16 protein-coding genes are annotated in these 16,653 nt (G+C 61.9%); 5 read left to right on the top strand and 11 right to left on the bottom strand.

The features are described 5' to 3' along the window. Window positions 1–104 precede the first annotated feature (104 nt). The 3 genes from J3361_RS01970 (at window position 105) to J3361_RS01960 (ending at window position 4,438) form a co-directional block, all read left to right on the top strand. Window positions 105–1,496, top strand: a complete 1,392-nt coding sequence (locus J3361_RS01970; protein ID WP_207961937.1) for a GntP family permease — start codon at window positions 105–107, stop codon at window positions 1,494–1,496. Between the two features lie 8 nt (window positions 1,497–1,504). After that, window positions 1,505–2,281 carry a 3-hydroxybutyrate dehydrogenase gene (locus J3361_RS01965; RefSeq protein ID WP_207961928.1) on the top strand — a complete coding sequence of 259 codons (777 nt, stop codon included), beginning with the start codon at window positions 1,505–1,507 and terminating at the stop codon, window positions 2,279–2,281. 201 nt (window positions 2,282–2,482) lie between these two features. Further along, window positions 2,483–4,438, top strand: a complete 1,956-nt coding sequence (locus J3361_RS01960) for an acetoacetate--CoA ligase (RefSeq protein WP_207961926.1) — start codon at window positions 2,483–2,485, stop codon at window positions 4,436–4,438. 207 nt (window positions 4,439–4,645) lie between these two features. Here J3361_RS01960 and J3361_RS01955 read toward each other — a convergent pair whose 3' ends face one another. Then, window positions 4,646–5,761 (bottom strand): PilT/PilU family type 4a pilus ATPase, encoded by a 1,116-nt coding sequence (locus J3361_RS01955; protein WP_207961924.1) that lies wholly within the window; start codon window positions 5,759–5,761, stop codon window positions 4,646–4,648. A gap of 132 nt (window positions 5,762–5,893) precedes the next feature. On the opposite strand from J3361_RS01955, the gene J3361_RS01950 reads away from it, so the two are divergent. Both J3361_RS01950 and J3361_RS01945 read left to right on the top strand, forming a co-directional pair. Beyond that, window positions 5,894–8,431, top strand: coding sequence for a PAS domain-containing protein (locus J3361_RS01950; protein WP_207961922.1), 2,538 nt, complete (start codon window positions 5,894–5,896; stop codon window positions 8,429–8,431). A 48-nt stretch (window positions 8,432–8,479) separates the two neighbouring features. Then, on the top strand, window positions 8,480–8,755 hold the full coding sequence (locus J3361_RS01945; RefSeq protein WP_207961918.1) for a peptidylprolyl isomerase: 276 nt from the start codon (window positions 8,480–8,482) through the stop codon (window positions 8,753–8,755). A 173-nt stretch (window positions 8,756–8,928) separates the two neighbouring features. Here the strand turns inward: J3361_RS01945 and J3361_RS01940 are convergent, their stop codons facing one another. The 10 genes from J3361_RS01940 to J3361_RS01895 form a co-directional block, all read right to left on the bottom strand. Continuing rightward, complete coding sequence (locus J3361_RS01940; protein ID WP_207961915.1) at window positions 8,929–9,846, bottom strand: sugar kinase; 918 nt, start codon at window positions 9,844–9,846, stop codon at window positions 8,929–8,931. Window positions 9,847–9,999: 153 nt separating this feature from the next. Further along, window positions 10,000–11,217 (bottom strand): amino acid deaminase, encoded by a 1,218-nt coding sequence (locus J3361_RS01935; protein ID WP_207961913.1) that lies wholly within the window; start codon window positions 11,215–11,217, stop codon window positions 10,000–10,002. 40 nt (window positions 11,218–11,257) lie between these two features. Continuing rightward, window positions 11,258–12,022, bottom strand: a complete 765-nt coding sequence (locus tag J3361_RS01930) for an IclR family transcriptional regulator (RefSeq protein ID WP_058543922.1) — start codon at window positions 12,020–12,022, stop codon at window positions 11,258–11,260. Between the two features lie 165 nt (window positions 12,023–12,187). Beyond that, window positions 12,188–12,577, bottom strand: a complete 390-nt coding sequence (locus tag J3361_RS01925; RefSeq protein WP_186706691.1) for a RidA family protein — start codon at window positions 12,575–12,577, stop codon at window positions 12,188–12,190. A gap of 39 nt (window positions 12,578–12,616) precedes the next feature. After that, the gene (locus J3361_RS01920) at window positions 12,617–13,423 is read right to left on the bottom strand and encodes an amino acid ABC transporter ATP-binding protein (RefSeq protein ID WP_186706690.1); all 807 of its coding nucleotides are present in this window, start codon (window positions 13,421–13,423) and stop codon (window positions 12,617–12,619) included. Further along, window positions 13,420–14,082: an amino acid ABC transporter permease gene (locus J3361_RS01915; RefSeq protein WP_207961911.1), complete on the bottom strand. Its 663-nt coding sequence runs from the start codon at window positions 14,080–14,082 to the stop codon at window positions 13,420–13,422. Before J3361_RS01915 ends, J3361_RS01920 begins: the two co-directional genes overlap by 4 nt. 9 nt (window positions 14,083–14,091) lie before the next feature. Beyond that, window positions 14,092–14,754, bottom strand: a complete 663-nt coding sequence (locus J3361_RS01910) for an amino acid ABC transporter permease (RefSeq protein ID WP_014338685.1) — start codon at window positions 14,752–14,754, stop codon at window positions 14,092–14,094. Window positions 14,755–14,808: 54 nt separating this feature from the next. Next, a complete protein-coding gene (locus J3361_RS01905) occupies window positions 14,809–15,657 on the bottom strand; it encodes a transporter substrate-binding domain-containing protein (protein ID WP_207961909.1) in 849 nt (282 codons plus the stop codon). 414 nt (window positions 15,658–16,071) lie between these two features. Beyond that, window positions 16,072–16,356, bottom strand: a complete 285-nt coding sequence (locus tag J3361_RS01900) for a type II toxin-antitoxin system RelE/ParE family toxin (protein WP_186729016.1) — start codon at window positions 16,354–16,356, stop codon at window positions 16,072–16,074. Next, window positions 16,346–16,594, bottom strand: a complete 249-nt coding sequence (locus J3361_RS01895; protein WP_024616638.1) for a type II toxin-antitoxin system Phd/YefM family antitoxin — start codon at window positions 16,592–16,594, stop codon at window positions 16,346–16,348. Before J3361_RS01895 ends, J3361_RS01900 begins: the two co-directional genes overlap by 11 nt. Window positions 16,595–16,653 lie beyond the last annotated feature (59 nt).

Genomic DNA, 16,653 nt, shown 5'->3' with positions numbered 1-16,653 from the left:
CACAAACAAAACCCTTATATTTCAGCTAGTTACACACCTGGCACAAAACTCGCTATAGCCCCGCCACGGCTTCACCACAACAATAACAATCCAGGAGACACACCATGAGTGTGATCATTGCCTTGGCAGCTCTCACGCTGCTGATGGTCGCCGCCTACCGTGGCTACAGCGTTATCCTCTTCGCCCCCATCGCCGCCCTCGGTGCCGTCCTGCTCACCGACCCGTCCGCCGTCGCCCCTGCCTTCACCGGGGTGTTCATGGAGAAAATGGTCGGCTTCATCAAGCTCTACTTCCCGGTGTTCCTGCTCGGTGCGGTGTTCGGCAAGCTGATCGAGTTGTCGGGATTCTCCCGCTCCATCGTCGCCGCGGCGATTCGCTTGCTGGGGACGCGCCAGGCCATGCTGGTGATCGTGCTGGTCTGCGCCGTGCTGACCTATGGCGGCGTGTCGCTGTTCGTCGTGGTGTTCGCGGTGTACCCGTTCGCCGCCGAGATGTTCCGCCAGAGCAACATTCCCAAGCGGCTGATCCCGGCCACCATCGCCCTCGGCGCGTTCTCGTTCACCATGGACGCCCTGCCCGGCACGCCGCAGATCCAGAACATCATCCCCAGTACGTTCTTCAACACCACCGCTTGGGCCGCACCCTGGCTGGGCGTGATCGGTACGATCTTCGTGTTCAGCCTCGGCATGCTGTTCCTGCAACGCCAGCGCAACAAGGCCCAGCGTGTGGGCGAAGGCTACGGCACCGAGCTGCGCAACGAGCCGGAAACCGCCGAAGACATCAAGCTGCCGAACCCCTGGATCGCCGTTTCGCCGCTGCTGGCGGTGGGGCTCATGAACCTGTTGTTCACCCAGTGGATTCCCCAATGGTATGGCAAGACCCACAGCCTGGCGCTGCCGGGCATGACCGCCCCGGTGACCAGCGACATCGCCAAGCTCACCGCGATCTGGGCGGTGCAGGCGGCGTTGCTGGTGGGCATCATCATGGTCCTGCTGTTCGGTTTCCGGGCCATTCGCAGCAAGCTGGCCGAAGGCAGCAAGAGCGCCGTGGGCGGTGCATTGCTGGCGGCGATGAACACTGCGTCGGAATACGGCTTCGGCGCCGTCATCGCGTCCTTGCCGGGCTTCCTGGTACTGGCCGACTGGCTCAAGAGCATTCCCAACCCGCTGGTCAACGAAGCGGTGACCGTCACGCTGCTGGCGGGCATCACCGGCTCCGCCTCGGGCGGCATGAGCATCGCTTTGGCGGCGATGTCCGAGACCTTTATCAGCGCCGCCCACGCCGCCAACATTCCCCTGGAAGTGCTGCACCGGGTGGCCGCCATGGCCAGCGGCGGCATGGACACCCTGCCCCACAACGGCGCGGTGATTACCCTGCTGGCGGTGACCGGGCTGACCCACCGCGAAGCCTATAAAGACATTTTCTGCATTACGCTGATCAAGACCCTCGCGGTGTTCTTCGTGATCGGTGTGTTCTACGCCACTGGCATTGTATGAGGCTTCCCATGACAACCCTTCTTTCGGGCAAGACTGCCCTGGTCACCGGCTCTACCAGCGGCATCGGCCTGGGCATCGCCCTGAGCCTGGCCAAGGCCGGCGCCAACCTGATCCTCAACGGCTTCGGCGATGCTTCGGCGGTGATCGCCGAGGTCAAACAGTTCGGCGGCAAGGTCGGCCATCACCCGGCCGATGTCAGTGACCCGGCGCAGATCGCCGACATGCTCGCCTACGCCGAGCGTGAGTTCGGCGGCGTGGACATCCTGGTGAACAACGCCGGGATCCAGCACGTCGCCGCCGTGGAGGATTTTCCCGTGGAACGCTGGGATTCGATCATCGCCATCAACCTGTCCTCGGTGTTCCACGCCACCCGCCTGAGCCTGCCGGGCATGCGGGCCAAGGGCTGGGGACGGATCGTCAATATCGCTTCGGTACATGGCCAGGTCGGTTCGGTGGGCAAGGCGGCGTATGTCGCGGCCAAGCATGGAGTCATCGGTCTGACCAAGGTGGTCGGCCTGGAAACCGCCACCAGCAACGTGACCTGCAATGCCATCTGCCCGGGCTGGGTGTTGACGCCGCTGGTGCAAAAACAGATCGATGATCGCATTGCCACGGGCGTCGACCCGCAACAGGCACAGCACGACCTGTTGGCCGAGAAACAACCGTCCCTGGAGTTCGTCACCCCGCCGCAACTGGGGGAACTAGTGCTGTTCCTGTGCAGTGAAGCCGGCAGCCAGGTGCGGGGCGCGGCGTGGAATATCGATGGTGGGTGGTTGGCGCAGTAAATCCCTTGCGATCCCTTGTGGCGAGGGGATTTATCCCCGACTTGTGGGAGCAAGGCTTTCCCGCGATGGCCGCTCCGCGGTTTAACAGCAAAACCGCGTTTTCGTTCATCGCGGGCAAGCCTTGCTCCCACAGATAAATCCCCTCGCCACAAGATGGGGTCGCTCTATAGTTTGTGTATACAGAAAAACAAGAGGCACCCCATGTCCGACATCCTCTGGCAACCCAGTCCCGAACGCATCGCCCAGTCGCGCATGAACGCCTTTCGCCGGCTCGTCAACGCGCGGCATCACTTGCAACTGAACGACTACCCCGCCCTGCATGCCTGGAGCATCGACCAGCGCGGGGCCTTCTGGCAGGCCATCGTCGACTTCTTCGAAATTCGCTTTCACCAAGCCCCCGAGGCGGTATTGCTGGAAGGTGCGCAAATGCCCAGCGCCCAATGGTTCCCGGGCGCCACGCTGAACTTCGCCGAACACCTGCTGCGCCGTCGCGATGACGCCATCGCAGTGGTAGCGCTGGACGAAAATGGCGGCCAGGAACAACTGACCTGGGCCGAACTCGCCGCCCATGTCGCCGGCCTGCAAAAAAGCCTGCAAGCCGCCGGCGTCACCCAGGGCGACCGGGTTGCCGCCTGCATGCCCAATACCTGGCAGACCCTGGTGGGCATGCTCGCCAGCACCAGCCTGGGCGCCATCTGGTCGTGCTCATCGCCGGATTTTGGCACCCAGGGCGTCATCGACCGCTTTGGCCAGATCGAGCCCAAGGTGTTGATCACGTGCGCGGGTTATCGCTATGCCGGGAAAACCATCGACCAGCGGCCCAAGATCAACGAGATCCTTGAACGATTGCCATCATTGCAGCAATTGATCGTGCTGCCTTATGCCCAGCCTGAGGCCCACGTCGAGGACTTCAAGACCTCGGCCGCCGTGGCACTGTGGAACGATTTTTACCGAAACGGTGGCGAACCGGAATTCGTCAGCGTCCCGTTCGACCACCCGCTGTACATCCTGTACTCCAGTGGCACCACCGGCGTGCCGAAGTGCATCGTCCATGGCACCGGCGGCGTGCTGCTGCAACACGTCAAGGAACATGGCCTGCACGTCGACCTCGGCCCCGAGGATCGGTTGTTCTACTACACGACCTGCGGCTGGATGATGTGGAATTGGCTGGTGTCGGCCCTCGCCGTGGGCAGCGCGGTGGTGCTTTACGATGGCTCGCCGTTCCACCCTGGCCCCGAGCGCTTGCTGGACCTGATCGATCAGCAGCGCATCAGCGTGTTCGGCACCAGCCCCAAATTCCTCGCGGCCCTGGAAAGCGAGGGCCTCAAGCCGCGGCAGACGCATCGCTTGGACAGCCTGAAAACCCTCCTGTCCACCGGCTCGGCACTGGCGCCCCATAGCTACGACTACGTGTACCGGGACTTCAAGCCCGACGTCTGCCTGGCCTCGATGTCCGGCGGCACCGACATTGTGTCGTGCTTCATCAATGGCAACCCGCTGTCAGCGGTGCGCCGGGGCGAGATGCAGGGCAAGAGCCTGGGCATGGCCGTGCAGGTCTGGAACGAGGCCGGCACGCCGGTCATCGGTGAAAAAGGTGAATTGGTGTGCACCCGGCATTTCCCGGCGATGCCCATTGGTTTGTGGAACGACCCTCGGCAGGAAAAACTTCGCGCGTCCTACTTCACCCAGTTCCCCGGGGTATGGGCTCAGGGTGACTACGCCGAGGAACTGCCTCACGGCGGCCTGTTGATTCATGGACGCTCCGACGCCGTGCTCAACCCGGGCGGTGTGCGCATCGGCACGGCGGAAATCTATCGGCAGGTGGAAAAGGTCGAGCAGGTGCTGGACAGCGTCGCCATCGGCCAACAATGGCAGGGTGATGTGCGGGTGGTGCTGTTCGTGCGCCTGCGTGATGGCGTGATGCTGGATGAGGCCTTGGAACAACAAATCCGCCAGGTCATCCGGGCCAACACCACACCACGGCATGTGCCGGCGAAGATCCTCGCCGTCACTGATATTCCGCGGACCATCAGCGGCAAGGTGGTGGAGTTGGCGGTGCGCAATGTGGTGCATGGCGAGGCGGTGAAGAACACCGATGCCTTGGCCAACCCCGGGGCGCTGGAGCAGTTTCGCGGTCGGCCTGAGCTGGCGAGCTGACCGTCAAAATCTCAGGCCTGTAGGAAGTAAAAACTGGTGGGAGCCAAGCCTGTGGGAGCAAAGCTTGCTCGCGATGCTGGCGACGCGGTTCTTCAGACCTACCCCGTTATCGTTCATCGCGAGCAAGCTTTGCTCCCACAGGTTTTCATTCCACAGGTTTTGATTCCACAGGTTTTGCTCCTACAAGCGTTGTTCTCACAGAAGCGCTCAATCCATCAACCCCCACTCACCCGCCGACGGATCAGCCGGCGCCGCCGCGCCCGACTCGCTGTGCAGCTTCAAACGCAATCGCAGGTTGTTCGCCGAGTCGGCATTTTTCAGCGCTTCTTCCTCTTCGATGGCCCCTTCGACCACCAGGTTGAACAGCGCCTGGTCAAAAGTCTGCATGCCCAGTTCCTCTGACTTCTCCATGATGGACTTGAGCTCGCCCAGTTCGTTGCGCCGGATCAGGTCGGCCACCGTGGGTGAGCCCAGCATGACCTCAACCGCCGCCCGCCGCTGGCCAGTGCGGGTGCGCACCAGACGCTGGGAAACGAAGGCCTTGAGATTATTGCCCAGGTCGTGCAGCAACTGCGGCCGGCGTTCTTCCGGGAAGAAATTGATCACCCGGTCCAAGGCCTGGTTGGCGTTATGGGCATGCAAGGTGGAAATCACCAGGTGCCCGGTGTCGGCGAAAGCCAGGGCATGCTCCATGGTTTCCCGATCACGGATCTCGCCGATCAGCACCACGTCCGGTGCCTGGCGCAACGTGTTCTTCAGGGCGGCATGAAAACTGCGGGTGTCGACACCGACTTCCCGTTGGTTGATGATGGATTTCTTATGCCGATGGATGTATTCCACCGGATCCTCGATGGTGATGATGTGACCGCTGCTGTTGCGATTGCGGTAATCGATCAGCGCCGCCAGGGAGGTCGACTTGCCCGAGCCTGTCGCACCGACGAACAGCATCAAGCCCTGTTTCTGCATGATGGTGTCCAACAACACCCGGGGCAGTTTCAGGTCTTCGAAGCGCGGGATATCCAGCTTGACGTTGCGGATCACCATGGACACGTCGTTGCGCTGCTTGAAGATATTGACCCGGAACCGCCCGACGCCCGCCAGGGAAATCGCCAGGTTCATTTCCAATTCCCGATCGAACTCAAGGCGCTGTTCGGCGTCCATCAAAGACTCGGCGAGCCGGGCAATGTCGCCGACCTTGAAGGCCTCGTTAGCCAAGGGCTTGATTACCCCCTCGAAACGCGCGCATGGCGGCGCGCCCGTGGACATGTAAAGGTCGGAACCATTCTGGCTCGCCAGGATTCGCAACAACGGATCGATTTCCATGGACTGAAACTTCCGCGAGACATCAATGAAACAAGCTGAGCCGAACATGAAATCTTTCAGCCCCACTCGCACTTACCTTCCTCAAAGGATAGTAGACGCCGTGGTACAGACACGACAGGCAGGGAGTGCGTGATGAACGCGACACCCGCCGGCAGCGATACACAACGCCTGGTCAGCCAGGTGGACTGGGCCCAGACCCCGTTAGGCACTGCCCGGGACTGGCCCCAGAGCCTGCGCACCGCCGTGGACATCGTGGTCCATTCGCCCATGCCCATGGCCTTGCTGTGGGGCGCGCAGCTGTCCCACCTTTATAACGACGCCTTTGGCCGATTGGCCGGTGACAAACATCCTCGGGCGTTCGGCCAGCCGACCCACGCAGCATGGCCCGAACTCAAAGGCGTGACCGAAGGAATTTATCAGCGCGTGTTGCAGGGCCACACCCACACCTGTCGCGACCAGCAATGGCGCGTGCCTTTCTCCGGCCGCCTCTGCGATGTCTGGCTGGACCTGACCTACAGCCCGGTGCGTGACGAAAGCGGCAGTGTCGCCGGCATCCTGGTCACCGCCATCGAGACCAGCGAACGCCGCCGCCTGGCCATGGAGTTCGAACGGCGCTCCGAGGCCAGCCTCAAGGCCCAGCACGAAAGCGAAGAACGCCTGCAACTGGCCTTGGCCGCCGCCGACGCTCTGGGCACCTGGGATTGGGACATCAGCGAGGACCGCTTTATTGCCGATGCGCATTTCGCCCTGTTGCACGGCGTCGATCCGAACCTCTCGCGACAACTGCCCATCAGCGCCTACCTCGAAGGCGTGCATCCCGAAGACCGGGCGATGGTTGCCCGCAGCATCAAGCACTGCATCACCCACGGCACCGAGTACGCCGAGGAATACCGGCTGTTACAGCCCGACAACGAGTTGCGCTGGGTGTACGTGCGTGGCCGTTGCTACAAGGACCGCCACGGCCGACCCAAGCGTTTCCTGGGCGCGGCCTTGGACCTGACCGAACGCAAGCGCACCGAGCAGGCCCTGCGCCAAAGCCAGACCGAGCTGCAACTGATCATCAACGCCATGCCGATCCTCATCAGCTACGTGGATCGTGAGGAACGTTTCCGGCTGAACAACAGCGCCTACCTGGATTGGTACGGCATGACTCCGCAGGAGCTCTACGGCAAGACCATCCGCGAAGTGCTCGGCGATGAGGCCTATGCCGCCCGCGCCCAGCAGATTGCCGACGCCCTGGCGGGCAAGCCGTGCAGCTTCGCTGTGCAGTCGGACCATCGCGACGGTCGCCCGCGCCATTCCTTGATCAACTACCTGCCGCGCCACGGTGCGGACGGCGCGGTGAATGGCTTCTACATCTTTGTGATCGACGAAACCGAGAGCCGGAAAACCGAGGAAGCCCTGCGCAACCTCAACGAAACGCTGGAGGAACGGGTCATCGCTCGAACCCAGCAACTGGCCGAGGCCAACCATCGGCTGCAAAGCGAGATGTTCGAACGCGAGCGCGCCGAAGAAGCCTTGCGCCATGCGCAGAAAATGGAAGCCGTGGGCCAGCTCACTGGCGGCATTGCCCATGACTTCAACAACATGCTCACCGGCATTCTCGGCAGCCTCGACCTGATGCAACGCTACATTGCTGCTGGCCGTGCCGCCGAGATCGGCCGCTTCACCGAAGCGGCAGTGTCCTCGGCCAATCGCGCCGCGGCCCTGACCCACCGGTTGCTGGCGTTTTCCCGCCGTCAGTCCCTGGACCGCAAGCCGCTGGACGCCAACGAGCTGGTGCACTCACTCGAAGACCTGCTGAGCCGGACCACCGGCGATCACATCGTGCTGCGCCTGCAACTGGCCAATGAGTTGTGGCCGGTCAGCACCGATGCCAGCCAGTTGGAAAACGCCCTGCTCAACCTGGTGATCAACGCCCGGGATGCGATGCCCGAGGGTGGCGAATTGATCGTCGAAACCGCCAATGTCTATCTCGACGGCACCGACATCAACACCCTGGAACCGGTCAAGGCCGGCGACTACGTGATGATCGCCGTCAGCGACAATGGCAGCGGCATGACCCCCGCCGTGCTGGCCAAGGCCTTCGACCCGTTCTTCACCACCAAGCCCATCGGCCAGGGCACCGGCCTGGGCTTGTCGATGATCTATGGGTTTGCCCAGCAGTCGGGTGGGCACCTCAACCTCGACAGTGTGCCGGGCCAAGGCACGCGGGTGCAGTTGTACCTGCCGCGCTTGCACGTTTCGTCGGCCCAGCCACCCGAGACGCCAGAGACGGTCGACGTATCACCGGCCATTGCCGGGGAAACCGTACTGCTGGTGGAAGACGAACCCGCCGTGCGCATGTTGGTGCTCGACCTGTTGAAGACTTTGGGCTACACCGCCCTCGAGGCTCAGGACGCCGTGATGGCACTGCCCCTGCTGGAATCGGAGCAACGCATCGACCTGTTGGTGACCGACGTCGGGCTGCCGGGCATGAATGGCCGGCAACTGGCGGAAATCGCCCGCCAGCACCGCCCGGGGCTCAAAGTGCTGTTCATGACCGGTTACGCGCAGAAAGCCGCCGAACGCCAGGGCTTCCTCGAGCAGGGCATGGACATGGTCGCCAAGCCCTTCAGCCTCGATCTGCTGGCTAACAAGATTCGGCGGATGATCAACCATGGCAGCTGACTTGAGGCATAATCGCCGCCCCGTCGCACCCTTCAGGTCACCGCTGCAATGAAAGCCCAAGCCCGCCATATCCTGGTGAAAACCGTCGAAGAAGCCGAACAGCTCAAGCAACGCATCGCCAAGGGTGAAGCGTTTGATGTACTGGCCAAGAAATACTCCACCTGCCCCTCGGGCAAACGCGGCGGCGACCTGGGCGAAGTGCGGCCGGGGCAGATGGTCGGTGTAATCGATGCGGTGATTTTCAAGAAGCCACTGCGGGTGGTGCACGGGCCGATCAAGAGCAAGTTCGGCTATCACCTGGTGCAGGTGTTCTACCGGGATTGATCGGTCGCTTTGTCAGCGGAGCCGGTCTGTGGAAAAAAGCTTGCCTGTGGGAGCAAAGCTTGCTCGCGATCCAGGCGACGCAGTTCTTCAGAACTTCCGCGTTATCGTTCATCGCGAGCAAGCTTTGCTCCCACAGGCAAACTTTGCCCCCACAGGTGTGTATCGACGCTCCATTAGTCCCTGGGAATCAACGCCCCCGGCACTTGGATCACCCGGCTCGCCAACCGATGCCCCGCCTCGGCCGCGTCCACCGGGCTATCGCCCAGCAAGCGGCTCGCCAGGTACGCGGCGCTGAAGGAATCCCCTGCCGCCGTGGTGTCGACAACACGCTCGACCCGCACGGCCGGCACTTCATAGGATTGCCCATCGCAACGAATCAAACAGGCCTCGGCACCGCGCTTGAGCACCACTTCCGGCGTGCCCAATTGCGCATACGCAGCGAATACCGCCTCGTCATCGACATGGCCGAACAGCGCCTGCTCGTCATCCACGGTCAACAACGCAAGCTCGACGTAGGGCAACACGCTGCGGTAGGCCGCCCGGGCTGCCTCGACCGAGGCCCAGAGCCGTGGTCGGTAGTTGTTATCGAACACCACCTGGGCGCCGCGGCGCCGTGCCTCGATCAGGGCCTCGATGAGTTTGCGCCGCCCCTGCTCCCCGAGCACCGCCAGGGTGACGCCGCTGAAATACAGCACATCGTAATCCGGCAATGCGGCCAGGATAGGTGCGGCGGCCGGGGTGGTAAAACACTCGCGCACCGCCGCTTCGTTGCGCCAGTAGAGGAATCGCCGCTCGCCCGCCGCATCGGTCTGGATGCAGTACAGACCCGGCAGGCGTCCAGGCAAGCGTTGGACCCTTTGCAACCCGATGTTTTCTTCGGCCCAGCGCTCGCACATGGCATCGCTGAAACTGTCATCGCCCAGGGCGGTGACGTAATCCACCGAGCCCCTGTCGCCCAAGGCGCGGGACAGGTACACGGCGGTGTTCAGGGTGTCGCCGCCGAAGCTTTGCAGCAAGCTGCCGTCGGCGCGTTGTTGCAGTTCGATCATGCATTCGCCGATCAGGGCGATGCGGGGTGTGGGGTTGCTCATGGATGTTCCTGATGGTTCGGTGGTGTCGGGCGGGCCGCTATCGCGAGCAAGCTCGCTCCCACAGGAGGATGGTGGTGATCACAAATGTTGTATTCACAACAATCCACTGTGGGAGCGAGCTTGCTCGCGATAGCCGCGACTCGGTCTCAAGCTTTAGAAACAAGTCTCCATAGACTCGACCACCCTCAGTTGCTCATCCACCAGGCACCCCACTCGCCACTTATCGAACGTCAGGCACGGGTGGGAAGTCCCAAACGAAATAATGTCGCCCACACGCAGCTCAACCCCCGCCGCCACCGTCATGAACGCATGCTGGTCCATCACCGCCGTCACCTTGCAAGCGCTGACATCATCCCCCACCACCGCGTCCGATCCGGGCGTGTAGCGCTTGAGCGGCACCGGCAATCCGGCGTCGTAGGCGACGTCGCGCTTGCCCAGGGCGATCACCGCGAAGCCCGGCTCCGGCAGCGATTGCACATGGGCCCAGACCTCCAGGGCCGGGTGCAGGCCTTCGTGCAGGTCGCTGCGGCGCTCCAGCACGCAGCACTGGGCCTCTTTGTAGATGCCATGGTCATGGGCCACGTAGCTGCCGGGCCGCAGCACGCTGAGGAAACGCCCGTGGGCATTCTGGGCTTCGAAGGATTCGGCGATCAGGTCGTACCAGGCCGAACCCGAGGCGGTGATGATGGGTTTGTCGATGGCGAAGGCACCGCCGTCCTGCAACTGCACCGCCAGCCGTACCAAGGAGGCTGCGAACGCGCGGATGCCGCTGATGGCATGGTCGCCGTGGATCACCCCTTCGTAGCCTTCGATACCGGTCAACGCCAGCGCCGGTTGACTGCGAATCGCCTCGGCCAGGGCCAGCACCTCGGCTTCGGTCCGGCAGCCACACCGACCACCGACCACGCCGTACTCGATCATCACATTGAGCCGCATGCCGCGAGAAGCGAAGTAAGCACCCAAGTCAGCGACGTTGTCCGGATGATCCACCAGGCAATGGAATTCGAACGCCGGGTCGGCGAGCAGATCGGCAATCAGCGCCATGTTGGGCGTGCCCACCAATTGGTTGGCCATCAACACTCGGCGCACGCCATGGGCGTAGGCGGCACGGGTCTGCACGGCGGTGGCGAGGGTCAGGCCCCAGGCACCGGCTTCCAATTGTCGGCGAAACAACGCGGGGGTCATGCTGGTCTTGCCGTGGGGCGCCAGTTCGGCACCGCTGCGGGTGACGAAATCCTGCATCCAGCGGATGTTGTGCTCCAGGGCCGCGCGGTGCAGCACCAGCGCTGGCAGGCTGACGTCCCGCAGCAGGTGGGCGCCGACGGTGGCAGCGCCCTTCTCGACGCCGGCATTAAGGATGGCAGATGACATGTTCGAACTCCTCGCGCACGGCCGCTAGTGCCGTGGCTGTTTATTCATTGATGCGACGGGCCAGGTTGTTGGCGCTTTCGATCAGCACCCGGCGGTAGTCGGCGTAATTGTTCTTGGCGTCGGCCCGTGGGGCGACGATGCACAGGGTGGCGATGGCCACGCCGCCGGGGTCTTTGACCGGTGCGGCGAAGCAATGGGTGAAGGTATCGGCGACGCTGTCGAAGGAGAAAAAACCATCGAGGCCGGCCTGGCGGATTTCCTTGAGAAATTGCTCGAGGGGCAGGCGCTCGCCGTCCGGCAGGATGAAATCGTCGGGGTCGATCAAGTCGACGATCTGCTGGTCGCTCAGATGCGCCAGTAGCAGGCGCCCGGATGCGGTCCATGGGATCGGCGCGTTTTCACCGATGTCCGAGGAGATACGGAAATGCCGCTCGCCTTCTTTCATCAGCGCGACGGTGTATTTGCGCCCGTTGAGCAGGCACATCTGCGCCGTTTCCCGGGTCTGGCGCACGATCTCCTGCAAGGCCTGATCAGCCTCGCGGCTCAAATCGAAATGCCGCAGGTGCGCCTGGCCGAGGAAGTACAACTGGCGGCCCAGGTAGACGTGACCGTCCTTGCCCACCGGCTCGAGGATGCGTCGCTCCAACAGCGACGCCACCAGTTCATAGACCGTGGACTTGGGGCTGCCGATGCCGCTGGCAATATCGTTCGGGCGCAACGGTTGGCCGATTTCCTTGAGAAAATCGAGGATATCGAACGCCCGATCCAATCCCCGGGCCCGGCGTTTGATGGTGTCTTCGGTCATGTTTTCGGTTCCTGAAATTTCACCCATAGTCGCATGTATCTTTACTGTGGCGAGGGAGCTTGCTCCCGCTGGCCTGCGCAGCAGGCCCAGTTTCTTGCGACTGCTGCGCAGCCGAGCGGGAGCAAGCTCCCTCGCCACAGAAGCGAATTTTCCAGAATATCGTGTTCAGCCTTTTTTCTTGTAGGCAATACAATCGATCTCGACCTTGCAATCGACCATCATGCTCGCCTGCACGCAGGCCCTGGCCGGGGCGTGTTCCGGGTTGAAGTATTCGCCGAACACTTTGTTGAAACTCCAGAAGTCCCGCGGGTCCTCCAGCCATACGCCGCAGCGCACCACATCTTCCAGGCCGTAGCCGGCCTCTTCGAGAATGGCGACCAGGTTCTTCATGGTCTGGTGGGTCTGCTCGACGATCCCGCCGACAATGATCTCGCCGTTCACCGCCGGCACCTGGCCAGACACGTGCAGCCAGCCATCGGCCTCCACGGCGCGGGCGAAGGGCCGTGGCTGGCCGCCGCCTGCGGTGCTGCCGGTGCCGTAACGCGTAATGCTCATGGGTATCTCCTTGTTAAATTGATTGGATAGCTGAATGGATTAAAAACGGGTGTTCTTGAGGAATTCCGCCAGACGCGGCGATTGCGGCCGCTCGAACAGTTCCTTGGGTGGCCCTTGTTCTTCGATGCGGCCCTGGTTCATGAACACGATCTTGTCGGAGACCTCGAAGGCGAAGCGCATTTCGTGGGTCACCAGCAGCATGGTCATGCCGTCTTCGGCCAGGCCCTTGATCACGTTCAGCACCTCACCGACCAGCTCCGGGTCCAGGGCCGAGGTGACTTCGTCGAACAGCATCAGGCTGGGGTTCATCGCAATCGCCCGGGCAATCGCCACGCGTTGCTGCTGGCCGCCGGACAACTGGCCGGGAAAGTGGTCGCGCCGCTCCAACAGGCCGACCCGCTCCAGCCATTTTTCGGCCAGGGCCACCGCTTCGTCCTTGTGCAGTTTTTTCACCTTGAGCAGGCCCAGGGTGACGTTCTGCAACGCGGTCAGATGCGGGAACAGGTTGAACTGCTGGAAGGCCATGCCAGTCATGGCCCGATGGCGGGCGATGACTTTCTCGGGGTGGCGCACGCGCTTGCCAGCCACCTCGTCATAACCGATGGACTCGCCGTCGAGCACGATCCGGCCGCCCTGGAATTCTTCCAGCATGTTCACGCAACGCAGCAATGTGGTCTTGCCCGAACCGCTGGAGCCGATCAGCGTGACCACATTGCCGCGCTGCATGCTCAGGTCCACGCCCTTGAGCACTTCCAGCGGGCCGTATTGTTTGCGCAGGCCGCGAATGTCCAGCAGCGGTTGGGCGTTTGAGAGCTTTGTACTGGAGAGTTTCGAAACGTCAGTCATGGCAACGCCACCCGCTTTTCAATGTGCCGTCCGAGCAATTCGATGGCGTAGTTGATGATGAAAAAGAGAAACCCGGCGAACAGGTAAAATTCCAACGTCATGAAGGTCCGGGCGATGATCTGCTGGGTGCTGAGCAGCAACTCGGCGACGCCGATCACCGACAGCAAGGTCGAGGCCTTGACGATCTCCGTGGAGGAATTGACCCAGGTCGGCAGGATCTGCCGCAACGCCTGGGGCAACAGCACGTAACCCAGCGCCTGGTAGAACGTCAGGCCGATGGCCTGGCTCGCTTCCATCTGCCCACGGGGCAATGCCTGCAAGGCGCCGCGCACGATCTCGGCCACGTGGGAGCCGCAGAACAGCGTCAAGCCCAGCACGCCGGCCTGGAACGCGCCGATCTGCCAGCCCAGGGCCGGGGCAATGTAGAAGCAGGCCAGCACCAGCACGAACACTGGCGTGCCGCGAATCAGGTCGACGTAGAAACGAAACGGCGCACGCATCCAGACACGGCCGTACGTCAACGCCAATCCGGCGACGACACCGATCAAGGTGCCCAACACAATCGCCAGCAGCGAACACTGCACGCTGGTCAGGAAACCGGCCCACAGGGTGTCCCGGGCGACCCACAACTCATGCAACCAACTGGGGGATTCGTACATGGGAGACTCCTAACGGCGGATCGCCAGGCGCTGCTCGAAATACCGCAGCAGCATGGCAATGAGGTAACAGGCCGCGACATACAGGGCCGTGGTCACCAGCCAGGTTTCGATCACCCGGTAGCTCTCCACGTTGATCTTGCGGGCGTAGTAAGTCAGCTCTGGCACGGCAATCGCCGCCGCCAGGGAGGTGTCCTTGAACAGCGAAATGAAGTTGTTCGACAAGGCCGGCAATACGTTGCGCAGCATCACCGGCACGGTGACGTAGGCCTTCACCTGCCACTCGCCCAGGCCGATGGCCAATCCCGCTTCACGCTGTCCCTTGTGAATGCTCAACAGCCCGCCGCGAAACACTTCGGTCAGGTAAGCCCCGGCGTACAGCGAGAGCGTGATGACGAACGACGGCAGCTTGTCCAGGCGAATGCCCAGGCTCGGCAAGGCGAAGTAGATCAACAGGATCAGCACCAGGATCGGCGTATTGCGGATCACCGTGACATACACCGACGCCAGCACCCGCAACACGCGATGCTTGCTGAGCAGCGCGAACGCCATCGCCAGGCCGATCACGCAGCCGATGGCGATCGACACCAGCGCCAGGGAAAGCCCCAGGCCGAGCCCCGCCAGCAAGGTGTCGAAATCGCGCCAGACGGCGGCAAAGTTCAACTGATAATTCATGGTCGGCACTACCTTCGACGGTGCGCCCACAAAGGGCGCCCCGGGCTCACAGGGTCATTTGAATTCAACGGGGAAACCGATCGCCGGCGATGGCAGCTCGACACCGAACCACTGCTTGAACGACGCCGCGTAGGTGGGGAATTCCACACCGGTCATGGCCTCATGCAAGGTGGTGTTGACGAAGTTCAGCCAGTCCTGGTCGCCGCGCTTGACCGCGCAGGCGTAGGTTTGTGGGCTCCAGGCGTAGGCCGGGCTGCGATAGCGCCCTGGGTTCTGCACCATCAGGTATTTGACCGAGGACTGGTCGGTGGCGGCGGCATCGGCACGGCCGGAGTTCACCGCCTGGTACATCAGGTCGACGCTGTCGTACTGGTCGACCTTGGCCTTGGGCAACGCCTGGTGCACGAGTTCTTCGGCGTACACGTTCTGCAGCACCGCCACGGTAACGTCGTCATCCGCCGCCTTGAGGTCTTCGATTTCCTTGTACTTGCTGTTGGCCGGCAGCAGCAGGCCCACGCCTTCGCGGTAGTACGGCAGGGTGAATGCCACTTGCTGGGCGCGACTGGCGGTAACGGTGATGAACTGGCAGCTCATGTCGACCTTGTCGGTCAGCAGGTTGGGAATCCGCGCATCGGACGACTGCACCACGAACTCGACTTTCTCCGGGTCGTTGAACAGGCCCTTGGCGACCATCCGCGCGATATCGATATCGAAGCCCTGCAACTTGCCATCCGCTCCCTGGAAGTGCCACGGCGCATTGGTACTGCCCGTGCCCACGATCAATTTCCCCCGCTGCAGCACGCTGTCCAGCTTGCTGTCGGCCGCCTGAGCGACCCCCATGGCAGCCGTCGTGGCCACGAAGAGAAAAACACACGCTTTGAACAAGGAAGGTCGGCGTTGCATGGCAAGCACTCCAGAGTGAGTTTATTCCGCTATACCGGAACATGGTATGTAACAACGGAATAGACAGCAGAAAGTGTGCCACAGGCTTGAGGGCCCTGGGAGAGAAAAATAGAAATTGAGGGAAATCAGGGAGATGGGAAATACAAGTGGGCGGACGGTGAAGTCTGCCTGCAAACACTGTTGCTACCGTCGGCCACGACGCACGGGTAACAAGGCCCCAAACCGGAGCTGCGCCGAGTATTCGGCGCCCCCAAACGGAGCCATTCTGGAATGTGTGAATGATTACCCTGTGGGAGCGAGCTTGCTCGCGATAGCGGTGGATCAGCCAAGGTTGATGCCAACTGACCTGACGCCATCGCGAGCAAGCTCGCTCCCACAATGGTTTTGCGGCGTTCTTGGAAAGACAAACATCACCTATTGGCGCCTGGCGGCCTCGTCATATACCTGGCCGCGCTCGCGCTTACCTACCGCGATCACCGTAACGACCAGCAAATCATCTACTACCCGGTAAACCAATCGATAGCCTGCATTGCGCAGCTTGATTTTATAAGCGTTGCCCAACCCGTGCAGTCGGTCAGCCTGGACGTGTGGATTTACCAGTCGCTCCTCAAGCTTTTTCTTGAATTGCTCCTTGAGCGTTGCTCCCAGCTTTTGCCATTCCTTCCATGCTTTATCAGAAAACTCCAACTCATAGGTCATCAAGAGAAACCTTGATCGTTGGATCATTTTCACGCTCGCGGCAAAGAGCGACCAACTCCATGTCTTCAAGCCGGTCCATCATGGCTTCATATTCCCGAGCGGGGACACAATAAAAAGCCGGCTCGTTGCGGTTGAGGATCGCTACTGACAATCCCCCACCAGCGGCAACGGTGCCCATCGGATTCTTCTTGAGTTCGGAAATGCTGGCTACCACTTGAGAAAGCACGATGTGTGTCATGACGCGAGTCCTTGAGTACTCTTAATGGCGCTAAAAATAGCACCCTAAAACATCTCTTG

The organism is Pseudomonas sp. OA65, assembly GCF_017498305.1.
Lineage (GTDB): Bacteria > Pseudomonadota > Gammaproteobacteria > Pseudomonadales > Pseudomonadaceae > Aquipseudomonas > Aquipseudomonas zanjanensis.
Note: the sequence above shows the minus strand (reverse complement) of the source record. Positions and strands in the feature narration are given on the sequence as shown.

What these genes read in the sequence shown, in the direction of transcription:
- J3361_RS01970 (WP_207961937.1), top strand. Translation starts at nt 105, where the DNA reads ATGAGTGTGATCATTGCCTTGGCAGCTCTCACGCTGCTGATGGTCGCC.
- J3361_RS01965 (WP_207961928.1), top strand. Translation starts at nt 1,505, where the DNA reads ATGACAACCCTTCTTTCGGGCAAGACTGCCCTGGTCACCGGCTCTACC.
- J3361_RS01960 (WP_207961926.1), top strand. Translation starts at nt 2,483, where the DNA reads ATGTCCGACATCCTCTGGCAACCCAGTCCCGAACGCATCGCCCAGTCG.
- J3361_RS01955 (WP_207961924.1), bottom strand. Translation starts at nt 5,761, where the DNA reads ATGGAAATCGATCCGTTGTTGCGAATCCTGGCGAGCCAGAATGGTTCC.
- J3361_RS01950 (WP_207961922.1), top strand. Translation starts at nt 5,894, where the DNA reads ATGAACGCGACACCCGCCGGCAGCGATACACAACGCCTGGTCAGCCAG.
- J3361_RS01945 (WP_207961918.1), top strand. Translation starts at nt 8,480, where the DNA reads ATGAAAGCCCAAGCCCGCCATATCCTGGTGAAAACCGTCGAAGAAGCC.
- J3361_RS01940 (WP_207961915.1), bottom strand. Translation starts at nt 9,846, where the DNA reads ATGAGCAACCCCACACCCCGCATCGCCCTGATCGGCGAATGCATGATC.
- J3361_RS01935 (WP_207961913.1), bottom strand. Translation starts at nt 11,217, where the DNA reads ATGTCATCTGCCATCCTTAATGCCGGCGTCGAGAAGGGCGCTGCCACC.
- J3361_RS01930 (WP_058543922.1), bottom strand. Translation starts at nt 12,022, where the DNA reads ATGACCGAAGACACCATCAAACGCCGGGCCCGGGGATTGGATCGGGCG.
- J3361_RS01925 (WP_186706691.1), bottom strand. Translation starts at nt 12,577, where the DNA reads ATGAGCATTACGCGTTACGGCACCGGCAGCACCGCAGGCGGCGGCCAG.
- J3361_RS01920 (WP_186706690.1), bottom strand. Translation starts at nt 13,423, where the DNA reads ATGACTGACGTTTCGAAACTCTCCAGTACAAAGCTCTCAAACGCCCAA.
- J3361_RS01915 (WP_207961911.1), bottom strand. Translation starts at nt 14,082, where the DNA reads ATGTACGAATCCCCCAGTTGGTTGCATGAGTTGTGGGTCGCCCGGGAC.
- J3361_RS01910 (WP_014338685.1), bottom strand. Translation starts at nt 14,754, where the DNA reads ATGAATTATCAGTTGAACTTTGCCGCCGTCTGGCGCGATTTCGACACC.
- J3361_RS01905 (WP_207961909.1), bottom strand. Translation starts at nt 15,657, where the DNA reads ATGCAACGCCGACCTTCCTTGTTCAAAGCGTGTGTTTTTCTCTTCGTG.
- J3361_RS01900 (WP_186729016.1), bottom strand. Translation starts at nt 16,356, where the DNA reads ATGACCTATGAGTTGGAGTTTTCTGATAAAGCATGGAAGGAATGGCAA.
- J3361_RS01895 (WP_024616638.1), bottom strand. Translation starts at nt 16,594, where the DNA reads ATGACACACATCGTGCTTTCTCAAGTGGTAGCCAGCATTTCCGAACTC.